This window comes from Salinarchaeum sp. Harcht-Bsk1 (assembly GCF_000403645.1).
GTDB lineage: Archaea > Halobacteriota > Halobacteria > Halobacteriales > Salinarchaeaceae > Salinarchaeum.
Window position 1 is genome coordinate 191,100 of the sequence record NC_021313.1, and the last position, 24,786, is coordinate 215,885.

General features: G+C 65.7%; 23 protein-coding genes and 1 pseudogene. 12 read left to right on the top strand and 12 right to left on the bottom strand.

Annotated elements, in window-relative coordinates:
• Positions 1 to 19: 19 nt before the first annotated feature.
• Positions 20 to 298, bottom strand: coding sequence for a UPF0058 family protein (locus L593_RS00925; protein ID WP_020445034.1), 279 nt, complete (start codon positions 296 to 298; stop codon positions 20 to 22).
• A 267-nt stretch (positions 299 to 565) separates the two neighbouring features.
• Between L593_RS00925 and L593_RS00930 the strand changes: the two genes are divergently transcribed.
• The gene (locus L593_RS00930; protein WP_020445035.1) at positions 566 to 1,585 is read left to right on the top strand and encodes a hypothetical protein; all 1,020 of its coding nucleotides are present in this window, start codon (positions 566 to 568) and stop codon (positions 1,583 to 1,585) included.
• 24 nt (positions 1,586 to 1,609) lie between these two features.
• Here the strand turns inward: L593_RS00930 and L593_RS00935 are convergent, their stop codons facing one another.
• The 3 genes from L593_RS00935 to L593_RS00945 all read right to left on the bottom strand — a co-directional run bounded on the left by L593_RS00935 (position 1,610) and on the right by L593_RS00945 (position 4,457).
• Positions 1,610 to 2,257: a DUF998 domain-containing protein gene (locus L593_RS00935; RefSeq protein WP_020445036.1), complete on the bottom strand. Its 648-nt coding sequence runs from the start codon at positions 2,255 to 2,257 to the stop codon at positions 1,610 to 1,612.
• A 148-nt stretch (positions 2,258 to 2,405) separates the two neighbouring features.
• On the bottom strand, positions 2,406 to 3,638 hold the full coding sequence (locus L593_RS00940; RefSeq protein WP_020445037.1) for an ABC transporter ATP-binding protein: 1,233 nt from the start codon (positions 3,636 to 3,638) through the stop codon (positions 2,406 to 2,408).
• Between the two features lie 192 nt (positions 3,639 to 3,830).
• Entirely contained in the window at positions 3,831 to 4,457 is a 627-nt protein-coding gene (locus L593_RS00945) for a MaoC family dehydratase (protein ID WP_020445038.1), read from the bottom strand.
• A 503-nt stretch (positions 4,458 to 4,960) separates the two neighbouring features.
• Here L593_RS00945 and L593_RS00950 point away from each other — a divergent pair.
• The 5 genes from L593_RS00950 to L593_RS00970 all read left to right on the top strand — a co-directional run bounded on the left by L593_RS00950 (position 4,961) and on the right by L593_RS00970 (position 8,648).
• Entirely contained in the window at positions 4,961 to 5,275 is a 315-nt protein-coding gene (locus L593_RS00950) for an AbrB/MazE/SpoVT family DNA-binding domain-containing protein (protein ID WP_020445039.1), read from the top strand.
• Between the two features lie 5 nt (positions 5,276 to 5,280).
• Positions 5,281 to 5,742: a hypothetical protein gene (locus L593_RS00955; RefSeq protein ID WP_049893739.1), complete on the top strand. Its 462-nt coding sequence runs from the start codon at positions 5,281 to 5,283 to the stop codon at positions 5,740 to 5,742.
• Between the two features lie 40 nt (positions 5,743 to 5,782).
• Positions 5,783 to 6,331 carry a poly(R)-hydroxyalkanoic acid synthase subunit PhaE gene (locus tag L593_RS00960; protein ID WP_020445041.1) on the top strand — a complete coding sequence of 183 codons (549 nt, stop codon included), beginning with the start codon at positions 5,783 to 5,785 and terminating at the stop codon, positions 6,329 to 6,331.
• Positions 6,332 to 6,344: 13 nt separating this feature from the next.
• Positions 6,345 to 7,790 carry a class III poly(R)-hydroxyalkanoic acid synthase subunit PhaC gene (gene phaC / locus L593_RS00965; RefSeq protein WP_049894236.1) on the top strand — a complete coding sequence of 482 codons (1,446 nt, stop codon included), beginning with the start codon at positions 6,345 to 6,347 and terminating at the stop codon, positions 7,788 to 7,790.
• A gap of 120 nt (positions 7,791 to 7,910) precedes the next feature.
• Positions 7,911 to 8,648, top strand: a complete 738-nt coding sequence (locus L593_RS00970) for a beta-ketoacyl-ACP reductase (RefSeq protein ID WP_020445043.1) — start codon at positions 7,911 to 7,913, stop codon at positions 8,646 to 8,648.
• A gap of 56 nt (positions 8,649 to 8,704) precedes the next feature.
• On the opposite strand, the gene L593_RS00975 is transcribed toward L593_RS00970, so the two are convergent.
• The 5 genes from L593_RS00975 to L593_RS00995 all read right to left on the bottom strand — a co-directional run bounded on the left by L593_RS00975 (position 8,705) and on the right by L593_RS00995 (position 13,287).
• Positions 8,705 to 9,937, bottom strand: a complete 1,233-nt coding sequence (locus tag L593_RS00975; RefSeq protein ID WP_020445044.1) for an ABC transporter permease — start codon at positions 9,935 to 9,937, stop codon at positions 8,705 to 8,707.
• On the bottom strand, positions 9,934 to 10,734 hold the full coding sequence (locus L593_RS00980; protein ID WP_020445045.1) for an ABC transporter ATP-binding protein: 801 nt from the start codon (positions 10,732 to 10,734) through the stop codon (positions 9,934 to 9,936). Before L593_RS00980 ends, L593_RS00975 begins: the two co-directional genes overlap by 4 nt.
• Positions 10,735 to 10,899: 165 nt before the next feature.
• Positions 10,900 to 12,135 carry an ABC transporter permease gene (locus tag L593_RS00985; protein ID WP_020445046.1) on the bottom strand — a complete coding sequence of 412 codons (1,236 nt, stop codon included), beginning with the start codon at positions 12,133 to 12,135 and terminating at the stop codon, positions 10,900 to 10,902.
• Positions 12,132 to 12,905 (bottom strand): ABC transporter ATP-binding protein, encoded by a 774-nt coding sequence (locus L593_RS00990; protein ID WP_049893741.1) that lies wholly within the window; start codon positions 12,903 to 12,905, stop codon positions 12,132 to 12,134. Before L593_RS00990 ends, L593_RS00985 begins: the two co-directional genes overlap by 4 nt.
• A gap of 109 nt (positions 12,906 to 13,014) precedes the next feature.
• Complete coding sequence (locus tag L593_RS00995) at positions 13,015 to 13,287, bottom strand: hypothetical protein (RefSeq protein WP_144060679.1); 273 nt, start codon at positions 13,285 to 13,287, stop codon at positions 13,015 to 13,017.
• 132 nt (positions 13,288 to 13,419) lie between these two features.
• Between L593_RS00995 and L593_RS01000 the strand changes: the two genes are divergently transcribed.
• Together L593_RS01000 and L593_RS01005 are read left to right on the top strand one after the other, a co-directional pair.
• Complete coding sequence (locus tag L593_RS01000) at positions 13,420 to 14,088, top strand: HD domain-containing protein (RefSeq protein ID WP_020445049.1); 669 nt, start codon at positions 13,420 to 13,422, stop codon at positions 14,086 to 14,088.
• Positions 14,089 to 14,208: 120 nt separating this feature from the next.
• Positions 14,209 to 15,690, top strand: coding sequence for an aldehyde dehydrogenase family protein (locus tag L593_RS01005; RefSeq protein ID WP_020445050.1), 1,482 nt, complete (start codon positions 14,209 to 14,211; stop codon positions 15,688 to 15,690).
• 155 nt (positions 15,691 to 15,845) lie between these two features.
• Here L593_RS01005 and L593_RS01010 read toward each other — a convergent pair whose 3' ends face one another.
• A complete protein-coding gene (locus L593_RS01010; protein ID WP_020445051.1) occupies positions 15,846 to 16,910 on the bottom strand; it encodes a zinc-dependent alcohol dehydrogenase family protein in 1,065 nt (354 codons plus the stop codon).
• A gap of 119 nt (positions 16,911 to 17,029) precedes the next feature.
• A complete protein-coding gene (locus tag L593_RS01015; protein WP_049893743.1) occupies positions 17,030 to 18,682 on the bottom strand; it encodes a long-chain-fatty-acid--CoA ligase in 1,653 nt (550 codons plus the stop codon).
• A gap of 248 nt (positions 18,683 to 18,930) precedes the next feature.
• On the opposite strand from L593_RS01015, the pseudogene L593_RS01020 reads away from it, so the two are divergent.
• The 4 genes and pseudogenes from L593_RS01020 to L593_RS01035 all read left to right on the top strand — a co-directional run bounded on the left by L593_RS01020 (position 18,931) and on the right by L593_RS01035 (position 23,428).
• Positions 18,931 to 19,725, top strand: a pseudogene (locus tag L593_RS01020) (enoyl-CoA hydratase/isomerase family protein).
• Positions 19,726 to 19,795: 70 nt separating this feature from the next.
• Positions 19,796 to 20,872 (top strand): phosphotransferase family protein, encoded by a 1,077-nt coding sequence (locus L593_RS01025; RefSeq protein ID WP_020445053.1) that lies wholly within the window; start codon positions 19,796 to 19,798, stop codon positions 20,870 to 20,872.
• A 58-nt stretch (positions 20,873 to 20,930) separates the two neighbouring features.
• Entirely contained in the window at positions 20,931 to 21,374 is a 444-nt protein-coding gene (locus tag L593_RS01030; RefSeq protein ID WP_020445054.1) for a MaoC family dehydratase, read from the top strand.
• An 89-nt stretch (positions 21,375 to 21,463) separates the two neighbouring features.
• Positions 21,464 to 23,428, top strand: coding sequence for a 3-hydroxyacyl-CoA dehydrogenase/enoyl-CoA hydratase family protein (locus L593_RS01035; protein ID WP_020445055.1), 1,965 nt, complete (start codon positions 21,464 to 21,466; stop codon positions 23,426 to 23,428).
• Between the two features lie 45 nt (positions 23,429 to 23,473).
• Here L593_RS01035 and L593_RS01040 read toward each other — a convergent pair whose 3' ends face one another.
• Positions 23,474 to 24,691 (bottom strand): acyl-CoA dehydrogenase family protein, encoded by a 1,218-nt coding sequence (locus L593_RS01040; RefSeq protein ID WP_020445056.1) that lies wholly within the window; start codon positions 24,689 to 24,691, stop codon positions 23,474 to 23,476.
• Positions 24,692 to 24,786: the final 95 nt, after the last annotated feature.

Below are 24,786 nucleotides of genomic sequence, written 5' to 3' on the forward strand. Positions count from 1 at the left end.
TTCCGGGAAGCCCCGACCCCTAGATCTTCTGTTCGGCGTCGTCAGCTAGCTCCTCCATCCGCTTGCCGATCCGGCCGGCCGAGGAGAACTCGTCCTCGCTCATCGCGGAGGCGAGCGCGTTTCCGAGGACGAACACCGCGTGCTTGTGCTCGTTCTTCGACTTGTGAACGTGGTCGGGCTCGATGTCGAGTTGCTCGTAGGGTTCGAACAGCGCAGGGTCGGAGTCTTCCCGATCCCTGAAGTGACGCATGATGGTCACCATCTGTTCGTGAAGCTCCAGAAGTTCGTCTTTGTGCATGTTGCCCATTTGTAGGCAGGTTCCCCAGTTAAGGGTTATTTCACACGTGGTAGCATTACTCACGGGCACCGATCTAACCGGTTACTACAGTGCGACGCAGCCACTACCTACTGGCCGATATTGGATCTCGGAGGCCGGCTCGATTGTCGAGAATCCGGCGATCGACCGCGAGACGCCGACGATCGATACCGGACCCTGACCATCGATCGCCAGCAAGCGGTGCGTCTGACGATGGTTTTTGTACCAGGACTTCGTACCGGATTCCCAATGCCCGAGTTCCGCGTCGCGGTCGACCCCGAGACCGCGGACGCCTTCCAGACGGAAGTCGATCTGCTCGGATTCGGGGACGCCGACGAGTACCTGTCCTGGGTCGTCGACAACCGCGCGTCGATCGAACAGGGAACGGAGTCCGCGGAGCTGCTGGACTCCTACCACGAGCGACTCGTCGCACTCGAAGAGCGGCTGGCTGCGGAAGGCGTCGATCCAGCGACCGTCGACGCCGATACTGACCCGGTGTCCGACGCTCGGCCGGATACGATCGGCACGAGTGATCGGACGTCGACGACCGACGCGACCACCGCGAAGGGGTCCTCGTCCGGCCGTTCGACCCAGAGCACGCTCTCGGATTCCCAGGCCGATGGGGTGGACACGATCGCGACGAGTTCGGACCTGTCGCCCTCCGTCGATACGGGTGGCACCGCGGCGAACCCCGACGGGCGCGAGGGTGTGAACGCCGGCGGGGCCAGCAGTTCCGAGGGCGATGAGCAACGCGCCGCCTCCGACGGCGGCGTCAGTGCGGAAGCGGAGATCACCTCGATGCACCTCCAGCCCGAGCGCGTCCAGCGCGTGCGGGAAGATCCAGTGACGCGTGACGCGGACTCGCTGAAAGACGTGGAGACGAACCGCCTCGACGAGTTGAGTCGCCGCGCCGTCGCCGAGACGCGCCAGCAGCTCGATCGCGAGGTCGAGACCGGTCTCGACTACGATTCGGCGACGACGCTCGGGGATTCGGACGTCCGCCCGGGCGAGGACCTCGCCGACCTCGACGCGCTAGACGTTCCCGGTCGGACGCAGGGCCTCGTCGAGGCACGACGCGTCGCGGTGGGCCGTGCCCTCGCCTACCTCCACGACGTCGGCCAGGCTCGCAAACGCGACTTCGTCGACGAACTCTACGGCGACTGGCCTGCCGGCTACGAGAGCGCCGCCGGCTGGTGGCGTTGTATTCGCGGCGCGCTCGAGCAGGTCGACGCCGTCGACGGCGGCCACATCTGGGAGTACCAGCGGTAGGATCGATCGGTCCCGGGAGACCGTTTACTGCGCGTTTCCGAGTCCTGCCCTCGCCGCGTCCCGCTCGCGCTCTTCGAGTTTCCGGAACGCCTCGACGAGAATCCAGCCGCCGAGCGCGAGCGCGCCGACGAACTCCGGAATCGCGATCCCGGCGTCCGGGAGCGCGAACGTCCAGAGCAGCCAGGTCGCGAGCACGATCGTTCCGAGCAGCGCCGTTACTGCCCCGCGACGGACGTCGCCCACCTGGGCCATTCCGAGCCCGTAGAGCCAGAGGAAGCCCATCGTCGAGAGGAAGTGCACGATCGCCGACGGGGCGTGCCAGCCGTGCGGGAGGTGAAAGACCCCGACGGCGGCGAGGGAGACCAGGGCGACGGTGAGCGTGATCGCGCCGGAGCGCTGCAGCGGGTGGGTCGCGTCGTCGTGGAGGAGCCACGCGAACGGGAGGCCACCGAGGCCAGCGACGATCAGGCTCCCGTTGAACAGCAGGAAGGAGGGTCGGTCAGCGATCAAGGAGAGCGAAATCGAGCGACCGGGTGGTAGCTCGCCGGTGTGTGAGAGGGCGCTGTCCAGCCACGTGAAGTCGGGATCTACGAGCGTCGCGAGGAGGATGCCAACGAGCGCGATCGGCGGCGCGACCAGCCCGGCCCTGATCGCGATCCCACGTCGGTCCATAGCAACTGCTGGCGGTGCGTGGGCCTTGAAGCTACGTGTTCCAGGCCAGGAGTTGGAGCGCTCGGGTCACGGCAGCCGGGAGGGTGGGAGCAGGGTAGCGGGACGCGAGGGAGCAGAGCAGTGGGACTCGGGTGTACTCCGCGTGGCGCTACTCCGTGTGCTCCGCGCGGGGGAACCACGCGAGGTCGTGGTTGGCGGTGAGGTCCACGCAGACCTCCTCGTCGAGGTCGACATTGGCGGAGTGGTTGTGCATGCACTCGACGGCGTCGCCGTTCTCGAGTTCGACCCGGTAGAGGACGGAGGGACCGAGGTAGCGCCGATAGGTGACGGTGCCGTCGGGGTCGACGGAACTCGGACACGGTCGAGCGACGACGTCGTCGGGACGGACGAGCACGTCGACGGTCGTCCGGTCGTAGGCCGACGCGAGGCCGTGGATCCGATCGCGGGAGAGTTCGCCGATCTCCGTCTCGACGACGTCGTCGTGGACGTAGGCGGAGAGGAAGGAGGCGTGGCCGAGGAAGCCCGCGACGAACCGGGAGGTCGGGTGCTGGAACACCTGCTCGGGGTGACCGGCCTGTTCGATCGATCCCTCGTGCATCACGGCAACGCGGTCCGAAATCGACAGCGCCTCCTCCTGGTCGTGGGTCACGAAGACGGCGGTGACGCCGGCCTCGATGAGGATTCGGCGGACCTCTTCCCGAGTGCGGACCCGGAGGTCCTTGTCGAGGTTGGAGAAGGGTTCGTCGAGCAACAGGAGATCGGGTTCGGGTGCGAGGGCGCGAGCGAGCGCGATTCGTTGCTGCTGGCCGCCGGAGAGTTCCGCCGGCGAACTCTCCCGTTGATCAGCGAGGCCAACGAGGTCGAGCAGTTCGTCGACGCGCTCGGCGCGCTCGACTTTCGGCCAGTCCGAAATGCCGAAGGCGACGTTCTCTGCGGCGCTCAGGTGGGGAAACAGAGCGAAGTCCTGGAAGACGAGCCCCACGTCGCGGGATTCGGGTGCCGTCGCGGTGTCGCCGTCGGCGACGCACTCGCCGTCGATCGAGATCGTGCCCTCGTCCGGCTGTTCGAGGCCGGCGATCGTACGCAGGGTCGTGGTCTTTCCACAGCCCGAAGGCCCGAGCAGCGTCATGAGTTCGCCCTCCTGCACGGAAAGGGAGAGATCGTCGACGGCGCATTCGGGTCCGAAGTCCTTGCGGAGGCCGTCGATCTCGAGGACGGTCGCTCGATCCGCTGCGGCGTCGTCGCGATCGGTCGTCGGTTCGGGGGCGCCCACGTCGTCTCGATCGGCGTCGGCGGTCGCCCGTCGCTCCAGCCCCTCCGTCGTGGTCTGGGCCTGCGCGTCGATCCGGCGACCGTCTGTGGGGTGATCCTCGGCAGCCATGTGGGAGAGTAGCCACGGCGGCGTCGCACGCCGTGCGCTGGGTGTTGCCCCGTTATTTCGCGTCGAGGGATTTAGGGCTTCCTAAACCCCACGGCGTTGGCTGTGAGGGCAATCCTCGAGGGGAACGTCGGCGAGTGGCGGGTGCTACGGGCAGGACTCTGCAGCAGGAAACGTGGTTGTGAAGCGTGCCGGCTACTCCTCGGGCAGGTCGTCGATGAGCACGACCGCCTCGCCGTCGATGATCGTCGTGTCTTCGTCCTCGTCGTGGATTTCCGTCGTCAGGCGATACTGGTTCTCGCCGAGGTCCTCGACGACCTCGACGTTGGCGCTGACGCGATCGCCGATGCCGACGGGAGCGCTGAACTTGAGGTCCTGGGACAGGTAGATCGTGAGACCTGGAAGCCGGGCGAGCGCGGCGCTAATGAGCCCCGAGGCGAGCGTCCCGTGGACGATCCGACCGCCGAACCGGGTTCGCTGGGCGAAGTCGTCGTCGAGGTGGAGTCGGTTGGTGTCACCGCTTGCACGTCCGAAGGCGTGCACGTCCTCGTCCGTGAGCCGTTTGGAGAAGGTGACGGTGTCGCCGACGCCGATGTCCTCACGACGATCGACCGACCGCTCGAAGGTCCAGTCGGGTTCTTCGCCCGCAACCGAGGGAACGGTCTCCTCGGGGAACCCGTCGCCGTTCGACTCGTCCTCCGTCACGAAGGCCGAAAACGCGGCACGATTCGCGGCCGCGGTGTTTCGGACGACGGTGCTCGTGAGGTCCATCCACGCGTCTGCGACGGCGGTGAAACCGTTTACCCCCCTCGTGTCGGACATACGATTCGTAGGTTCGTGGGGGTACTTGTGTGCATTGGCTCGTGTCAACCAGCACATTCGTTTCGAGGTTCCTACCGACCACTATCCGGGACATTAGCCGACTCGTACCGGGGAAATCCGAAGGATAGGACGGCGAACGCACGCTGGCGAAAGCCAGGCGTATACGGGTGTAATCGGACTCATCTCGTTCGTTTCCGAGAGCAAGTGGCACGGTCGCGAGGCCAGTTGGGTGGTACCAGGGGTGCGGTGGTGCCGTTCGAACCGTCGCAAGACGAATGCAGCCAGGTGCGTGCCAGCGGCAAGCCAGGTCGTCGTCATTGCCGGACCACGTCACTGCCGTACCACGTCGCTGACGGGCCACACCTGATCGTCCGGCGTCCGGCGCAGACACTCGCACCGGAAATCGTTAGCAAGCGCAGCTCCGAACCGGCCAGTACCACTCAATACCATTGAGTACCATCTGAGGGGAAGCTTTAAGCTCCCGGGTAGCGTACACGTAAGTGATGACGGACGACAACGCTGGGTTCCCCTGGCCGCCGGCGATGTTCGCCGAGCAGTTTCAGGAGGCGAGTGAAGATGCCATGCAACGGCAGCAGGAGCTGTACAAGCAGTGGCTCTCCATGAGTGCCGACGGCACGAGTGGTGGCCTCTCGGAGCTCAGTGCCCTGAGCACTGGCACGGCGACCTTCAAGTCCCGCGTACAGAGCGGCGGCCGGATCTCGATCCCGGACGCCGAGCGCGAGGCCCTCGACATCGAGGAGGGGGACATCGTCCAGACGATCGTCGTCCCCGTCAAGCGAGATCGAGACTCAGAGTGATTCCAATGACTGACACCAACCCCATGACGACCGCGTTCGACTTCCAGCGCAGCATGATCGAGCAGACCCACCAGATGACCCACGAGACGATCGAGGCCCAGAAGACGGCCGTCAACGCGATGGCCGACAGCGTGGCGACCCTCGAGCAGGTCGCGGACCAGAACGTGGAGCTCTCCCACGAGGCCGTCCACGCCTACCTCGACGCGATCGAGCAGGTCGTCCCCGAGGCCGAGTTCGGCGACGTTCGCGAGCTCGTCGACGACGGCTACGAGAGCGCCGCCGAGTTCCAGGACGAGACCTGGACGGCCGTCCACGAGGCCGTCGAGGAGGGCGTCCAGAACTTCGAGACCGCCGCCGACAACTACGGCGAGATGGTCGACAGTTCCTTCGACACCTACCTGCAGGCCCACGAGCAGGTCGAGGCGTCCGCCGAGGAGTTCGAAGAGATCGACGTCTCCGCCGACTGAAGCCCCCTTTTTCAACTACTTGCGGTTGCAATACCCCACCATGAGCGAACAAACCACCACGCCACCCGCACAGGAGAGCTGGACAGCGTTCGTCGAGAACATGAACGAGCAGATGGTCGACGCCTTCGAGGCCAACGTCGAGGCGCAGTCCCAGTTCGTCGAGACCTGGGCCGAGACGCTCTCAGAGGGCACCGACGACGAGCGCTTCGGCGAAGGCGTGCAGGGCTACGCCCGCGCCTACAAGGTCTGGATGGAGGCCGCCGAAGACATGGCCGAGCAGGTCGCCGCCGAGGGCACCGACGTGTCGCCCGACGACCTGCGGGACGTCTGGCTCTCGAGCGCCAACGAGGCGTTCAAGGAGGTCATGTCCACGAGCGCGTTCGCCGCGATGACCGGCGAGACGGTCGAGGACGCCCTCGAACTCCGGCAGGCCGCCGACGAGAACGCACAGTCCACGCTGCACGCGCTCGGCATGGCGACCGAACGGGACATTCGCGAAGTCGGCGACCGCCTCGTCGAACTCGAACGCCGCCAGCACGGCATCGAGCAGAAGCTCGACCGCGTGCTGGACGCACTCGAGGAGGAGTAACGGGGTGACGACGATGCAGAACCCCTACGCAGGCTTCCTCGACATGCAGCGCACGGCCTGGGAGCAGGCCACCGAAGCCGCCGAGAAGCTCGGCGCAGCCCCCGACGCGAACGAGTCCATCGCGTCCGTGGACGTCGGCGAAACCCCCAGCGAGGTGGTCTATGAGGAGAACAAGCTCCGGCTCCTCCACTACGAGCCGCTAACGGAGGAACAACACGACGTCCCGATCCTCATCGTCTACGCGCTGATCAACCGACCGTACATCCTCGACCTCCAGCCCAGCCGCTCGGTCGTTCGCACGCTCCTGGAGAACGGGTTCGACGTCTACCTCATCGACTGGGGAGAGCCCTCGATCCTCGACACGTCGCTGACGCTCGAGGACTACGTCACGCGCTACATCGACAACTGCGTCGACGAGGTTCGCGACCGCTCCGGCCAGGATTCGATCAATATCCTGGGCTACTGCATGGGCGGGACCATGTCCTCCATGTACGCCACGCTCGAACCCGAGAAAGTTCGCAACCTCGGCCTCATGGCCGCCGGGCTCTGCTTCGCGGGCGAGGGCGGCATTCTCGAACTCTGGGGCGACGAGGAGTACTTCGATCCAGACGCCGTCACGGAGACGTTCGGCAACGTCCCGGCGGAGTTCCTCGACACCGGCTTCGCGCTGATGGACCCCGTCGAGAACTACGTCACGAAGTACGTCCGGTTCTACGAGAACATGGAGGACGAGGACTTCGTCGAGAACTTCGCACGGATGGAGGAGTGGCTCGGCGACGGCATCGACGTCGCGGGCGCCGCGTTCGACGAGTTCATCGAGGACATCTACCAGGAGAACAAGCTCTACGAGAACGAACTGTACCTCGGCGACCGGCACGTCGACGTGAACGAGATCGACATGCCGGTGCTCCAGATCGTCGCGGAGTACGATCACCTGATTCCCCCGGGCGCTTCCAAACCGTTCAACGACGTGGTCGGAACCGACGACGTCACGACGATGGAGTTCGCCACGGGCCACATCGGCATGAGCGTCTCTTCGCGATCGCACGCACAGCTCTGGCCCGACGTCTGCGAGTGGTTCGAGGAGCGATCCCAGCTCGAAGACGACGAGCCTGCAACCGAATCGGCCGCGGAACCTGAGCCTGACACCGAATCGGCCGCGGAAGCCGACGACGAAGCCTCGGCGTCCGAAACGAGCATCAGCGAAGCCGAGGGCGCCGACGAGGCAGCGACCGAAGACGCCGAAACTGGTGAATCGGAGGCCGAGACGGCCGACGCGGCTACCCTGCAGGACGTCGACGGGATCGGTCCGGCCTACGAAGAACGCCTCGAAGAGGCCGGCATCTCGACCGTCGCAGCGCTCGCCGACGCCGACGCCGCCGCGCTCGCTGCGGACACCGAAGTCGCGCCCAACCGGATCCTCTCCTGGATCGAACAGGCCGAACAGCTCAGCGAGTAGCCGGTCCGACCCCGATTCGGTCCGCTGACAGGGCCACCATTTATTGCCGCCTTCGCCGTGATGTGATCTAGTGACGACGCGACCGTTGCGGACGGGGTCGCGCTACCACGGAGACCACCCATGGAAGGACGCACCTGTCTGATCACCGGCGCATCGAAAGGCATCGGGCGCGGCATCGCAGAGCACCTCGGCGAGTCCGGCGCGAACGTCGCCGTCAACTACCGCTCCTCCGTCGAGGAGGCCGAGGAAGTCGTCGAGACGATCGAGGACAGCGGCGGCCAGGCGATCGCGACGCGAGCGGACGTGACCGGTCGCCGCGAGGTGGAAGCGATGCGCGACGAAATTCACGACGCGTTCGGACCGATCGACGTGCTCGTGAACAACGCGGGCATCACCCAGGACACGAAGTTCGAGGAGATGACCCGCGAGGAGTGGGATACGGTCATCGACGTACACCTCGGCGGCGCGTTCAACTGCACGCAGACGTTCTTCGACGACATCAAGCAGTCCGAGTACGGCCGACTCATCAGCATCTCCTCGATCGTCGGCAAGCAGGGCAACTTCGGGCAGGCGAACTACGCGGCGGCAAAGAGCGGCCTGTTCGGGTTCGTCCGGACCCTGGCACTCGAACTCGCGGAGTCAGGCTCGACCGCGAACTGCGTCGCGCCTGGCTTCACCGAGACGTCGATGCTCGAGACCGTCCCGGATCGCGTCCGCGAGGTCATCCTCGAAGACATCCCGCTGAATCGGTTCGGCTCCATCGACGACGTCGCCTGCGTCGTGGAGTTCCTCGCCAGCGAGGAGTCCTCCTACATCACCGGCGAAGTCCTCGACGTCAACGGCGGGATGGACCTGTAGCGGTCTCCTGCGAGCCGCAGTTCGCGAATCGGGACAGAAATTCCGACCCCCTGTGATTACTCCCTGCGGAGTGCCTCGATCGGATCGACGCGCGCTGCGCGCCAGGCCGGGTAGAGTCCCGAGACGACGCCAACACCGATGCCGACGGCGACGGCGATCCCGATCCAGTTGAGGGGGTAGACCACCGGCCAGCCGATGAAGTTGACGATGAGGTAGCCGAGTCCAACGCCCGTGAGAACGCCGAACACCGCGCCGATCGCACCGAGGATGATCGACTCCAGCAGGAACAGCTGGAGGACGTCGCGGCTGCGTGCACCGACGGCCTTCATCACCCCGATTTCGCTCGTCCGTTCGGTGACGCTGACGATCATGATGTTGGCGATACCGATCGAGCCGACGACCAGGGAGATCGCTGCGATCCCGCCGATGAAGATGGTAATCTGATCCAGAATCCCCGTGAACTGGTCGATCATGTCGTCGATCGTCTGGACCACGATCCGATGGTCACTCTGTTTGAGTTCCTGGGCGTCCGAGTCCTGTTTGAGGTACTGCGTTACCTCGGCCTGAACGGAGTCCAGTTCGTCCTGGCTACTCGCGCGGATTTCCAGTCCGCCGAACGCGGTCACCTGGTTGCCGTCTGGTCCGTCGACCGACGTCTGGTAGTGCTCCAGGGAGGTCCAGACGTTGTTGCCACCGCCTCCGGCGCCGACGTTGCTCTCGACGATCCCGGCGACGGTGAGGTTGATCCGGCGGCCGTCGTCGAGCGCGATCTGGATCTCGTCGCCGACGGTGACGTTCTCCTCGAACTCCTCGGTGAGTCCATCGGAGATCACGGCTTCACCGGGGCCAGCGAACGTTTCGCCCTCCTCGAGCGAGTCGAACCCGTCGTACTGGAAGCGTTCGGGGCTCGTTGCGGTCACGCCAACGGCCCCGGTTATCGAATCACCGCTGAACGTCACCTGCGACGCGTCTAAATCGCCCGTGGGAGCGACGTACTCTACCCCGTCGATCGCGCGAAGTTGCTCGACGTCGCGCTCCGTGTAGATCGGCGCGTCGAGATTGATGATACCGGTACCGGCGTCCGGTGAGGTCTGCGTCGAGACCTGCATCACGGGCTCGTCGTTCACGTCGACGTCGCCGAGGACGTCCTCCTGGAACGCGCCCCCGAGCATCATGAACACGATCACCGACGCGATCCCGATGATGACACCGAGCGTCGTGAGCGTGGAACGGAGCTTGTGGCCGGTGATCGACCGCCACCCGATCCGGATGCTCTCGAAGAACTTCACTCTGCGTCACCTCCGCTCGTACCTATCGATTCGTCTGCAGTCGGCTGGGCCGTCTTGGGACCACCGTCCTCGACGCCCGCACTGTCGAATTCCTCGATGTAGTCGAGTTCCCCGTCCAGCAAGTGGACGATGCGCTCGGCGTGCTCGGCGATGTGGCGCTCGTGGGTGACCATCAGAATCGTCCGGCCCTCGTCGTGCAGCTCCTCGAAGAGGTCCATGATGTCGGCGCCGGTTTCGCTGTCGAGGTTTCCCGTCGGCTCGTCGGCGAGGATGAGGGTCGGCTCGTTGGCGAGGGCTCGGGCGATCGCGACGCGCTGGCGCTGCCCGCCGGACAGTTCGTTCGGTGCGTGATCGAGTCGATCGCCGAGCCCGACTCGCTCGAGGAGGGTCTGCGCTCGCTCGCGACGGCCCTCGTCGACGACGTCGTTGAACACCATCGGGAGCGTGACGTTCTCGGCGGCGCTGAGACGGGGCATCAGGTTGAACGTCTGGAAGACGAACCCGATCTTCGTCCCGCGGAGCTTCGCGCGCTGGGCGCCGGAGAGATCGCCCACCGAGCGACCGTCGATCTCGACCGTTCCCTCGTCTGGCGTGTCCAGACAGCCCAGCATGTTCATGAGCGTACTCTTGCCCGATCCACTCGGGCCCATGACAGCAGTAAACGACCCTTCTTCGAGGGCCAACGAGAGATTCTGTAACGCGTGGACCGGTTCCCCCATATAGTACGTTCGTCCGACGTTGTGCGCTGTGACGACGCCGGAGCCAGCATCGCCGTCGGAGCGCTGCGTTTTCGACATCCTACCCGTCGATCACTCGGGATCGAGTATAAAAGTTGTATCACGGTTGCAGATCCGGAAACCATGCCCGTCAGCAGCAAGTACGCAGTCTCTCCGAAACTCGATCGCCACTACAGCAATCGTCGAATCGATACGTCGCTGGAGAAGCGGAGGCGACGGTCGTCCTTACTCGCGGCGGAGGGCCTCGATCGGGTCAACCCTCGCGGCACGCCAAGCCGGGTAGAGTCCCGATACCACTCCGACACCGATGCCCACCACGACCGCGATCACGATCCAGTCCGTCGGGTAGACCATCGGGAAGGCCGCGAAGGACACGAGCAGGAACCCGCCACCCAGCCCGAGTCCGACCCCGCCGATCGAACCGATGATGCCGAGGATCAGCGACTCGATCAGGAACAGCTGGACGATGTCGCGGTTGTTCGCCCCGACTGCTTTCATGATGCCGATCTCGCGCGTCCGCTCGGTCACGCTCACGATCATGATGTTCGCGATCCCGATCGCACCGACGATCAGTGCGATCCCGGCGATTCCAGCGATGAAGATCGTCACCTGATCGAAGATCTCGGCCACCTGCCCGAGCAGCTGGTCGAGCGTCTGGACGGCGATCCGCTTGTCGTCGTCGACGAGTTGCTCCGCGTCGGAGTCGCCAGAGTGGAAGTACGCGTCGGTTTGCTCGGTGACGTCGTTGATGTCATCGAAGCTCTCGACCCAGATATTCAGCGAGGTGTAGGCGCGCTCTCGCTCACCGCTCGGCGTCTCCACGGTCACGTTGTAGTAGGGATCCTCCGCGACCCAGAGGGACGCACCGATGCCTGGCCCCTGATTCTCCGCGTTGAAGATACCCGAGACCGTGAAGCGCTCCCGGGTTCCATCCGAGAAGCTCACCTGGATCTCGTCACCGACCGACACGTTCCCGCCGAGTGATTCCGCGAGCCGGGTATCGATGACCGTTTCGCCGGGTCCGGCGAAGGGTTCCCCCTCGACGAAACTGCCGGAGACGTTCTTGGAGAAGCTCCGCGGGTCGGCGATCCGAACGGTGAACGAGACTGTACTCTCGTCACCGTATCGCAGCTGTGAGGCAGGTATCGTCCCGTCGGGATCGACGAACTCGACCCCGTCGATCTGCTCGATCTGCTCGACGTCGCTCGCGGTGTAGATCGGATCCTGGAACGTCTGGAATCCAAACCCGTTTTCGACGTTCCCCTGCGTCTGCACGAGGACGAGCGTCTGCTCCTCGGTGTCGAACCCACCGATTGCATCCTCCTCGAACGCACCACCCAGGACCATGAACGCGATGATGCTCCCGATGCCGATCACGATCCCGATGGTCGTGAGCGTCGATCGGAGCTTGTGCCCGGTGATCGCTCGCCAGCTAATGCGGAAACTCTCACCAATCTTCACGCGTCGTCACCCCCGTTACCTGCGCCGTCGGTCGCTGGCCCAGTCGGAACGACGTCAGAGACGTCTTCGACGTAGTCGAGCTCGCCGTCCAGCAGATGAACGATACGCTCGGCGCGTTCGGCGATGTGGCGCTCGTGGGTCACCATCAGGATCGTCCGCCCCGATGCGTGGAGCTCCTCGAAGAGCTCCATGATGTCGGCACCGGTCTCGCTGTCGAGATTGCCGGTCGGCTCGTCGGCGAGAATGAGGGTCGGCTCGTTGGCGAGCGCACGAGCGATCGCGACGCGCTGGCGCTGGCCGCCGGAGAGCTCGTTCGGGGCGTGGTCGAGCCGATCGCCGAGGCCGACCCGGTCGAGCAGCGTCTTTGCACGGCTGCGTCGACCTTCGTCGACGACGTCGTTGAACACCATCGGGAGCGTGACGTTCTCGGCGGCGCTGAGCCGGGGCATCAGGTTGAACGTCTGGAAGACGAACCCGATCTTCGTCCCGCGGAGCTTCGCCCGCTGGGCGCCGGAGAGATCGCCCACCGAGCGGCCGTCGATCTCGACCGTTCCCTCGTCTGGCGTGTCCAGACAGCCCAGCATGTTCATGAGCGTACTCTTGCCCGATCCACTCGGGCCCATGACAGCAGTAAACGACCCTTCTTCGAGGGTCAACGAGAGATTCTGTAACGCGTGGACCGGTTCCCCCATATAGTACGTTCGTCCGACGTTGTGCGCGGCGACGACGCCCGAGCTAGGGCTATCGCCTCGGCGCTCTGCATCCACCATCGTGGATAGGCTCTCGACTGGAGAGCCTATAAAACGGCCTACCGAGTTGCGGGATCCGAAACTCGGCGGGGTGTCAAACGAGTCTATCGATGGTAGACGCGGATGAACTCTAGAAGAACCGGCGTGCGGACCAGTACAGGCCCTGGAGCAGATTGCTGAGTACGCCAATCGGATCGATCCCGGCGTCCGGGTCCGTCGTCGGTTCGAACGCGTCCTCGAGCGTCCCGTCGGAGACGCGAACGACCTCGCCCGTGTGGCGCCGCCGACCGTCCTCGTTCGTGACGCGAAGGAGACAAACCGTGTCGGTCGTGCCGACCACCCGATAGGTGCCGGTGGGCGCTGCCGCCCCCACTGATCGGTAGTGGTCTCCGATCTCGGCCATGGTGAGCGTGCCCGCGCCAGCACCGAGTAGGTGACGGTGAGCGATCCCATCGCGCCATTCGAACGGGAGAAGTACGTTCACGTCCACCGCAGTCCCGAATCCTTGAAGTGGAACTGCGATGCCAGTCGAACTATGACCACGGTCCCCGACGCGCTCCCGAACTGGGAGGTTCCCGGTGCAACGGAGCGGCCCTATCCAGCCGTCGCAGCGGAGATGCAGCGAACGCTCGCAGACGACTCCTCCGGCCACGACCTCGCACACGCCTGGCGCGTCTTCTCGCTCGGTCGATCGATCGCGAAGAAGGAAGGCGCCGATCCACACGTGGTTGGCCTCGCCGCGCTCGTCCACGATCACCATCGCGTCGTGAACGGCCACGAGTTCGTCCACCCGGAGGCGACGCTCGACGACGTCGAAGCGATCCTCACGTCGGCCGAGGTGACGAACACCGCGACGATCGACGCGGTCAAACACTGCGTCGCCGTCCACGACGATTACGAGTACCGGGACGATCCCAGGAATCCGGAGACGATCGAGGCCGAAGTGTTGCAGGACGCCGACAACCTCGACGCGCTCGGCGCCGTCGGCGTCGGTCGCTGCTTCGCCTTCGGCGGCGATCGCGGGCTCCCGCTCTGGCGACCCGATCGCGACGATCCCTGCGTTCTCGGTCACTTCGACGAGAAGCTGTACAAGCTCGAAGCCGAGTGCAACACCGAGACGGCGCGTGCGATGGCTGCCGACAGGATCGCCTTTCTCGAGGAGTTCGCCGAGCGGTTTCGGCAGGAGTGGCGCGGTGAGTTGTAGCCCGTTGGAACTGCTGTAGCAGTTCCCTCCGATGACGGTGGCGTGGGTATGGTGAACTGCCTCGGCGTTTGTGGTAGTGTACCAAACTACTTTGCTCTGCGATATCGTTTATAGCAGACGATGGCGACACCCGAACAACAGACCGAATCCGGGTGGGACCGGATGTACGTCGACGGCGAGTGGCGCGAAGCATCGGGCGGCGACACCATGCCCGTCGAGAACCCCGCGACGCGGGAGCCGTTCACGGAGGTCCCTGCGGCGACGGCGGCAGACGTGGATGCTGCCTACGAAGCCGCAGCCGCCGCACAGCCCGAGTGGGCAGCGAAATCTCGCGAGGAGCGCCTGGAGTACGTCCAGGCCGCTCACGACCACCTCCAGGAGCGCTTCGAGGAGGTCGTCGGGCTGCTCGCCCGTGAGGGTGGAAGTGCACAGAACAAAGCGACCGGCGAGGTCGCGATCTCGCTCTCGGACTTCAAAACGGCACTCCAGCAGGAGCCACCTGCGGACGAGGAACGGGAGTCGGCCTTCTTCGGCGAGAGCAAGACCCACCACATCGTCCAGGAACCGGTGGGCGTCGTCGGGATCATCTCACCGTGGAACTACCCGCTCCACCTCTCGACGCGGGCGCTGGCACCGGCACTCGCACTCGGCAACACCGTCGTGTTGAAGCCCGCGACTGACACGCCGATCACCGGCGGGCTCCTCCTCGCGGAAATCGCCGACGAGGTCGGCTTCCCGGACGGCGTGGTGAACGTCGTCACGGGCCGCGGCTCGGAGATCGGCGACCGAATGGCGGGTCATCCGGTCCCGCGAGTGCTCTCCTTCACCGGCTCGACCTCCGTCGGCAAGTCCGTCGCGAGCGCGGCGGGCAGCACCGTCACACTGCCAGCCCTCGAACTCGGTGGCAACGCACCCAACGTCGTGACCGAAGACGTCGACGTCGAGCAGGCGGCGAAGATCGGCGCCGTGGGGTCGTTCACCCACCAGGGCCAGGTCTGTATCTCGATCAACCGCCACCTCGTGCACGAGGACGTCTACGACGAGTACGTCGAGCTGCTCGCCGAGCACGCCGAATCGCTGGCGGTCGGCGACCCCTCCGAGAATCCGGCGGTCGACTTCGGGCCAGTCGTGAACGAGACCCAGCGCGACGACCTCCTCGAGTTCGTCGAGCAGTCCGTCGACGAGGGCGCCACGCTCGAAACCGGCGGCGACGCCGACGGACTGTTCGTCGAGCCGACCGTGCTCTCCGACGCGACGAACGACATGGCCGCCGCCTGCGACGAGCACTTCGGTCCGATCGCGCCGGTCATCCCGATCAGCGGAGACGAGGAGGCAATCGAGCTGGCTAACGACACGGAGTATGGCCTCTCCGCCGCTGTCCAGTGCGACGACGTCGAACGCGCCCGGAGCATCGCGGATCGAATCGACGCCGGGATGGTGCACGTCAACGACCACCCGATCCAGGACGAGCCCAACGCGCCCTTCGGCGGGATGAAACAGTCCGGTCTCGGCCGGTACAACGGCGAGTGGATCGTCGACGAACTGCTGGAGACCAAGTGGATCTCCGTCCAGCACGAGGAGCGAGAGTACGATCTGCTGTAGGAGCATCCGCGCGAGCGACCGGAGGGAGCGAGCGCGGTTCGCCGCCGGGAGGCCGGAGGCCGACCGTGCGGTCTTTTTTGGTCCAGATTTTTTCGAGGAGGGTTCCCACAGCGAGCCATCGGCTCGCGAGGAAACCCGACGAGAAAAACGGTGATCTAGAACTCCGTAATTACGGGAATCCCGATCGTCTCGTAGTCGTCCATCGACGCGAGCGTCTCCGGGGCGTCCTCGAGCGAGAGCGTCTCGCCCACGATCTTCTCGGGCTGCAGGGTGCAACGCTCGATGAGGGTAAACAGTTCGTCGTAGCGCACCAGCGGCATGCCATAGCTGCCGTGGAAGTCGATCTCCTGGAGCGTCATCTGGTCGACGGGAACGGAAAGCTGGCCGCCGGTGTCGCCCTCGGAGAGCCCGATCTGGACGTGGGTTCCGGTCTTGCCGAGCGACCGCACCGCGTTTCCGCAGGTCTCCTCGATGCCGAGCGCGTCGACGGAGACGTCGGCACCGTTGCCGTCGTTGGCGCGGAAGACTTCGCCGGGGACGTCGTCGACCTCGGCGCCGTTGATCGTGGCCGCCGCGCCGAGTTCGCGGGCGCGATCGAGCTTCGATTCCTGGACGTCGACGGCGATCGGAACCGCGCCGAGCGCGTCGGCGATGTGGACCGCCGAGAGGCCGACGCCGCCACAGCCGTGGATCGCGACGGTGTCGCCAGGCCGGAGCCCGGCACGGTCGGTGAGCCCGTGGTAGGCCGTCATGAAGCGACAGCCGAGTGCAGCCATCTCCGTGAAGTCGACGCTGTCTGGAAGCTTCGTGACGTTGAAATCTGCCTTGCGAACGGGGAACGCCTCCGCATATGCCCCCTGTGCGGCGCCGATGAATCCGAGGGGCACTGACGTCTCGCAGACGTTAGAGTGGCCGTTCCGGCAGTAGGGACAGGTGCCATCGCCGAGGTGGAAGGGGACGGTGACGCGGTCGCCCTCCGATAGTGACTCGATCTCGTCCCCGACCTCCGAGACGACGCCCGCCGGCTCGTGGCCGAGAATCTGGCCCGGCGACGGCGAGATGCCCATCCACTCCCAGTCGCCCCGCCAGGCGTGCCAGTCGCTCCGACAGATCCCACAGGCCTCGGTCTCGACGACGACCTGCTCCGGTCCGGGTTCCGGATAGTCGACCTCCTGCACGGAGAGCGGTTCGCCGTGTGCCTCGAGGACTGCTGCTCGCATACTCACTCACTTCGGCGAGGTGTGGCAAAAAGCCACGTACTCGGCCGACCAGGGTGCGATCGTTGCCGCGAAGGACGTCGAAACAGCCCGAGCGGGACGACTCTCGGCGCGCGACCCACTCAGGACGACGACGGAGCGTTCGCGGCGACCTGTTCGGCAAGTTCCTCGTCCACGTACTCGTCCCGGAGGGTCCGTTTCGAGAACTTCCCGGTCGAGCCCTTCGGAATCTCGTCGATGAACCGGACGGCGTCCGGCGCCCACCAGCGGGGGTACTCCTCCGCGACGATCGCGCGAACGTCCTCGCGGAGTGCAGCTTCGTCGGCGCCTTCACGAGAGACCACGAACGCGGCGGGCCGCTCGTCCCACCGTTCGTGTGGCACCGGAACGACAGCAGCCTCTACCACGTCGTCGAGGCCCATGATGCGGTTCTCGACCTCGACGCTGGCGATCCACTCGCCACCGCTCTTGACGAGGTCGTCCAGCCGGTCCACCACGTCGACGTATCCCTCCTCGGTAACGCGGACGATGTCGCCGGTCTTCAGGTAGCCGTCCTCCGTGACGGATTCGGCGGTCGCCTCCGGCGCGTTGAAGTACTCGGTGCTGACCCAGGGGCCGCGCATCCAGAGTTCGCCGAGGCTCTCGCCGTCCCAGGGGACCTCCTCGCCGTCCTCGTCGATCACTTTGAACTCGACGCCGGGGAGGGCGATCCCGGCGGACAGCGATCGGAGTTCGTCGAGTTCCTCCCCAGATGGATCGGTGCCCGGCTTCGGCGCGTAGGCGTGGGTGACCGGGGTCGTCTCGGTCATGCCGTAGCCCGAGACGAGGTCCACGTCGTGGGTTTCGCGCCAGTCCCGAATGAGCGATTTCGGCGTCGCGGAGCCGCCGCTCAGGAAGTACCGAATCGTCGAAAAGTCGACGTCGGTGTCCCGGGCGTACTCGAGGAGGTCCATGAACACGGTCGGAACGGCCGCCGAGAGCGTCACGTCCTCCGCCTCGATCATCTGGGCGAGGTCCTCCGGTTCGGGTGCCGGCCCCGGCAGGACCGTCTTCGCGCCCGCGGCGATCGTCGCGAAGGGTCGTGACCACCCGCTGACGTGGAACATCGGCACGTAGGTCAACTCGACGTCGTCGGAGCGGATCCCGACCTCGCCGGTCATGATCGCCATCACCTGCGTCCAGTACATCTTCTGGGTGTACTCGACGCCCTTGGGCTTGCCCGTCGTCCCCGAGGTGTAGCACATCCCGGCTGGCTGGTCTTCGGGAAGCTCAGGGAACTCGTAGTTGGGATCGCCGTCTGCGATGAACGACTCGTAGTCCACGACCGGTTCGAGTGACGTCTCGGGGACCTGATCGCCCATCACGACGTACTGCTCGACCGACGCGAAGGCGTCCTCGTCGTAGGCTTCCTCGAGGCGCTCCAGCATCACGGGGTCCACGACCAGAATTCGATCCTGGGCGTCGTCGACGATGTGCTGGATGTGCGCGTCGGGCAACAGCAGGTTGATCATGTGGACCTGGGCACCCATGCAGGAGACGCCGTAGTAGCACTCCTGGTGCCAGTGATTGTTCCACGCGAACGTCGCGACGCGATCGCCGCGCTCGACGCCCGCCTGCTCCAGCGCCGACGCGAGTTTCCGACAGCGCTCGGCGTACTCCGCGAACGTGTATCGATGCATCCCCTGGTGCGTGCGCGAGACTATCTCTTGCTCCGGATAGACTCGCTCGCCGCGCCACAGGAACGACCGTAGGTTGAGGTTGGCACCACCTGGCATACGGGTTGATAACTATACCCAAAGATGATTAAACTATTCCTCCGTGCACCGGTCGAATCCGTCGTAGCACGATGCTACCGGCATCGTCGGTACGTCCTCGCGCATTGTCGCGCCGTTAGCGTGTGGTTCGTGTCCGGCCGAACAGGTGCCGATTCGGCGACGGCGAAGCTCGACGAACCGAAGCTGGCGAACCTTTATTCGCTCCCCAGGTGATGTGCCAGTATGTCACACACCACGGAGGCTTGCCGATGAGCGACACGGTGTTGCTCGAGGTCGACGACGAGATCGCGACGCTAACCCTGAACCGACCCGATCGAATGAACCCCCTCACGGGACCGATCGCCACGGGACTCGGCGACCGGCTCGACGATCTGGAGGAGCGCGACGACGTGCGTTGCGTGGTCCTCGAGGGGAAGGGACGGGCGTTCTCGGCTGGCGGCGACATCCAGGGCATGAAGGACCGGCTGGAGGCCGACGTCACGCTCGACGAGTCCAGGGCAGCGCTCGAACGCGGGTTGAGCGACACGATGCGCTCGCTGGTCAACTGCTCCTATCCGACCGTCGCCAAAGTCGACGGGCCGGCGATCGGCGCCGGCGCAAACCTCGCGATCGCTTGCGACGTGCTCCTCGCCAGCGAAACGGCCAGGATCGGCTTCTCGTTCAACCAGGTCGGCCTCAGCATCGACGGCGGCACCTCGTACCTGCTGCCACGAATCGTCGGCGTCAACGTCGCGAAGGAGCTCGTCTTCACGGGCGAGATCTGCGACGCTGACCGGGCCGAGGAGCTCGGCCTGTTCAACCACGTCTACGCCTAGGACGCGTTCAGCGAAGAAGTCACAACGATGGTCCAGCGGATCGCGAACGGCCCGACGGTGGCGCTCGGGCACGCGAAGCGACTTCTCCAGGACGGCCTCGACAAGCCGCTGTCGAGGGCGCTGCAGGACGAAGCCACCGCACAGGGACTCGTCTTCGATAGCGAGGATCACCGGGAGGGCGTCGAGGCGTTCATCGAGGATCGCGATCCCGAATTCGAAGGACGCTGAGGAGCGCCCAGCTGCAAGCCTCGCGGTACCGACCCGCACACTTTCCTACGGCGCCCGCGAATCGGTTGCCATGCCAGACCGGAGCCAGGAGTACTTCGAGCGCCTCGTCGACCTCGACGCGCTCGAGGCCTTCCTCGAAGCCGAACTCGGCCCCGTCGACCACTACGAGGTCGAGCGCCACGAGCAGGGTCACTCGAACGAGACGCTGTTCGTTCAGTGGGGAGACGACGAACTGGTCGTTCGACGTCCGCCGCCCGGTGCGACGGCGGAGACGGCCCACGACGTCCTGCGCGAGTACGCGTTCATCGACGCGCTGCAGGACACCGCCGTCCCCGTTCCATCGACGGTCACGTCGACCGACGATCACTCGGTGCTCGGTAGCGATTTTTACGTGATGGAGCGGGTGGAGGGGACCGTCCTCCGAGCGGGCGAGCCACCGGCGTTCGCGAACGCCGAGGCCCGGGAGCAAACGGGGTCGGAGCTCGTCGACACGCTCGCGGCAATCCACGGCGTGGACACCGACGCCGTAGGACTCGACGACTTCGGTCACCCCGAGGGGTACACCGAGCGCCAGGTGGCACGCTGGGGCACGCAGCTCGCCTGGGCGTTCGAGGTCACTGCCGACGAGCGTGAAGTTCCGGAACTGGAGCGCGTCGGGGACTGGCTCGCAGAGCACTGCCCGGAGGAGCATCCCCACACGCTCGTCCACGGCGACTACAAGCTCGACAACGTGATGTTCGGCCCACAGCGACCGGTCGAGCTGGTTGCCGTCTTCGACTGGGAGATGGCGACGCGGGGCGATCCCCGCTCCGACGTGGGGTGGATGCTGTCCTACTGGCGTGACGCGAAGGATCCCGATCCCGTCGTCGAGGAGCTTGTAGCCGACTTCATGGAGCACCCCGACTACCCGACGCGGCGGGCGCTGGTCGAGCGCTGGGAGGAGCAGACGGGCCTGGAGTACGCCGAGGAGCACGACCGATTCTACCGGACGCTCGCGGTCTACAAGCTCGCGGGCCTCGGCGAGATGTTCTACCGGCGCTACCTCGAGGGGAACGCGGACAACCCGATGTACCCGAAGATGGAGGAGCGCGTGCCCGCTCTCGCCGAGCGCGCGATTCGCATCATCGAGGGGGAAGAGCCGCTATGACCGTTCACCGGGACTCCGAGCCACCGAGCAGGAGTGCCCAGCTCCGGAGGCGGGGCCGATGAAGTTCGAAGACGTCGAAGTCGGCGACGTGAACGAGTTCGGGAGCTACGAGATGACCGAGGACGAGATCGTCTCCTTCGCCGAGCAGTACGACCCACAGCCGTTCCACGTCGATCCAGCAGCCGCGAAGGAGTACCCGTACGGCGGCCTGATCGCATCGGGCTGGCACACCTGTTCGGCGACGATGCGAATGCTCGTCGAGAACCAGTTCCGCGACGGCGACAACCTGGGCTCTCCCGGCGTCGACGAACTGCGGTGGCACCAGCCCGTCCGACCCGGAGACGTGCTGAGTGTCCGGGTCGAGGTCACCGAGAAACGGCCACTCGAGAGCGACCCGGAGCGAGGACTCGTCAAATCGAGGGTCGAGACCAGCACTGACGACGGGACGCTCGTCCTCTCCTGGAAGTCCAACGTCTTCGTGCGCCGCGATCCCGACGCGTGAACGTCCTATCCCACACTGGCGCTCACTGACCGCGGCAAGGCCCCGCAGCAATCTTAACGTTTGATAATGGTGGAAATTGAGGATCGCACATGGTCGTCGACAGTGATTCGATCGAGCGAGTGGGCGTCATCGGCGCCGGAAATATGGGCCACGGCATCGCGGAGGTCGTGGCCCTCGCCGGCTACGAGGTGGTGATGCGAGACGTCGAGGAGGACCTCGTCCGGGACGGTTACGAGGACATCGAGTGGTCACTGAACAAACTCGCCGAGAAGGGGATCGTCGACCAGTCGCCGGATGCGGTCCTCGAGCGCATCGATACGACGACCGACCTCGCGGCGGCCGCGGACGGCGCGGATCTGGTGATCGAAGCCGCCCCCGAGCAACTCTCGATCAAGCACGACATCTTCGAGGAACTCGACGAAGCAGCGCCCGAGGACGCGATCCTGGCCTCGAACACGTCGTCGCTCTCGATCACGACGATTGCCGAGGGAACGGAGCGACCCGACCAGGTGCTCGGGCTGCACTTTTTCAACCCGCCAGTGAAGATGGATCTCGTCGAGGTCATCTACGGCGAGGGGACCAGCGACGCGACCGCCGACGCCGGCTACGAGTTCGTCGAGTCGATCGGCAAGACGCCGATTCGCGTCAGGAAGGACGTCCACGGGTTCGTCGTGAACTCGGTGCTCGGGCCGTTCGCGAGCGAGCCCGCCTGGATGGTCTCCCGCGACGAGGCGACGATCCGCGGCGCCGACGCCACGATGGTCCACGAGCGCGGCTACCCGATGGGCCCCTTCGAACTGGCCGACATGAACGGGATCGACATCGGGTACCACGTCCGGAAGGAGGCGGACATCCCGATCCCGCCGATCATGCAGGAGCGCGTCGACGCTGGAAACCTCGGCCGCAAGTCCGGCGCGGGATACTACGACTACGAGGACGGCGACGGGGCCGACTACGGGCCCGACGACGCGGGCGACTTCGACTGGTTCAGGGTCGAAGCGATGATGGTCAACGAGGGGGCCAAACTCGTCGGAAACGACGTCGCGACGCCCGAAGCAGTCGACACCGGGATGCGCCTCGGCGCTGGCTTCCCGGAAGGAATCTGCCGACGTGGCGACGCGCTCGGTCTGGACGACGTGCTCGAGAAGCTCCAAGAACTCCACGAGACGTACGGCGACGAGCGGTACGAGCCGGACGGCTACCTCGTGGACCTGGTCGAAGCGGGCCATACCGGCGAGGAGGCCGGTCGAGGATTCTACGAGTACGACGCTGGCGACGGCCCCGGCGAGTACAGCACGATCAACTGGGCGCTCGAGGACGACGGCCTGCTCGAAATCGAGTTCGACCGCCCCGAGCGCCTCAACGCGATGAACGGAGACCTCGCGGACGCCGTCGTCGACCTCCTCGACTCGATCGACGAAGATGCCGTACGAGCGGTGACCTTCGAGGGCGCAGGTGATCGAGCGTTCTGTGCGGGCGCGGACATCACCGGCTTCGCCTCGATCGAGCCGGCGAAGCAATCGGAGCCGACGCCCGTCTACGGTACGATCGCCGAATTCCCGCGGCCCACGCTCGCCAAGATCGACGGGTACTGCCTCGGCGCGGGACTGGAGATGGCCCTGGCATGCGACCTCCGGATCGCGACGACGGACTCGGAGTTCGGCTTTCCGGAGATCAATCTCGGGTTGCTGCCGGGCGGCGGGGGTACCCAGCGCACGATGCGAATGATCGGCGACGCGCGGGCCAAGGAACTGGTGTTCCGTGGCGAGCACATTGCCGCCGAGCGCGCCGAGAACTGGGGATTGATCAACCGCGCCGTCGATCCGGCGGACTACGACGACGTCGTCGCTGCGTTCGTCCACGATCTCGTGACCGGCCCGCCGATCGCGCTTCGGAAGGCAAAGCGCGTGATGAACGAGGGCCGCGACCAGGACCTCGACGCGGCGCTGGACATGGAGAGTCAGGCATTCGCCCTCCTGCTGACCACCGACGATGCGAAGGAAGGCGCGGCCGCGTTCGCGGAGGACCGCGAGCCGGAGTTCACCGGCGAGTGAGCGCCGCTGCGGGTTGCCACCGTCGGTGGCTGCGCGCGTGACCGGTCACTCGCCGTAGCGCAAGACCGGTTCGAGCTCGGCTTCGTCCACGTCCTCGAACAGCTCCCGCGCGATCGTCCGCAGGTGGACCTCGTCCGCGCCGTCGACGATGCGGAACGTTCGGACGCTCTCGTAGAAGTCCGCCAGTGGGAGATCCCGCCCGATACCGTTGGCGCCGCAGTACTGCACGGCGGTGTCGATCGCGGCGCCCGTCGCTCGTGCGGCGAATACCTTGCTCGCCGAGACCTCCGTCCTGGCCTGCTGACCAGCGGTGATCGCGTCTGCGGCCGCGCGGACCATCGCCCGCGCCGCCTGGACTTGCGTCTCGCGCTCGGCGATCTCGAACCGGGCGTGTTGCTTCTCGGCGAGCGTCGTCCCGAACGCCTCTCGTTCGGCGCTGTACGCCCTGGCGATCGAGAGCGCGCGCTCCGCCATGCCTGAAAAGCGCATACAGTGAGTCAGTCGAGCGGGACCGAGGCGCTCCTGGACGTGGGTGAACCCCTCGCCCTCCTCGCCGAGCAGGTGCTCCTCGGGGACGCGGACGTGGTCGAACTTGATCTCCGCGTGCCCGGTACCCAGCGAGTGCCCGCCGAGGTGCGGGATGTCGCGGACGACCTCGACGCCGTTTGCCTCGGCCGGCACGACGAACACCGAGCACCCCTCGTAGGGGTGGACGTCGGGATTCGTCCGAGCGAGTACGAGCAGGACGTCGGCCTCGATGCCCTGCGTCGTCCACCACTTGTGGCCGTCGATGATCCACTCGTCGCCGTCTTTCTCGGCGGTGGTCTGGATCATCTTCGGGTCTGATCCGGCGCCCTGGAGCGGCTCGGTCATCGAGAAGCCCGACGCGATGTCGCCGGCGACGAGCGGTTCGAGATACTGCTCCTTCTGGATCTCTGTGCCCTGCATCTCGAGGAGGTGCATGTTCCCCTCGTCCGGGGCGTCTACCCGCATCGCGAGCGGGCCGAGGATGCTTCGACCTGCCTGCTCGAAGGTCGGAAGCACGTCCCGGAACTCGTAGCCCATGCCCCCGTGCTCCTCGGCGATCTGCGGCGCGTAGACGCCGTACTCTCGGGCGGCCTCCCTGAGTTCCCGTACCGTCGAGTCCGAGACGCCCATCCCACCGGGCAGTTCTCGCTCTTTCGGGAGGACGACCTCCTCCATCAGCCGCCGGGCCCGATCCGCCAGCTCCGCAGCAGCGTCGGAGTCGTCGAACGTGAACATCGTGTGTCAACGACCCACGCGCCCCACCAAAAGCGTTCGCTCCCGATCGACCGTGATAGTTCGGGGTCGCCCCCAGTGCTGGGTGTACGACGACT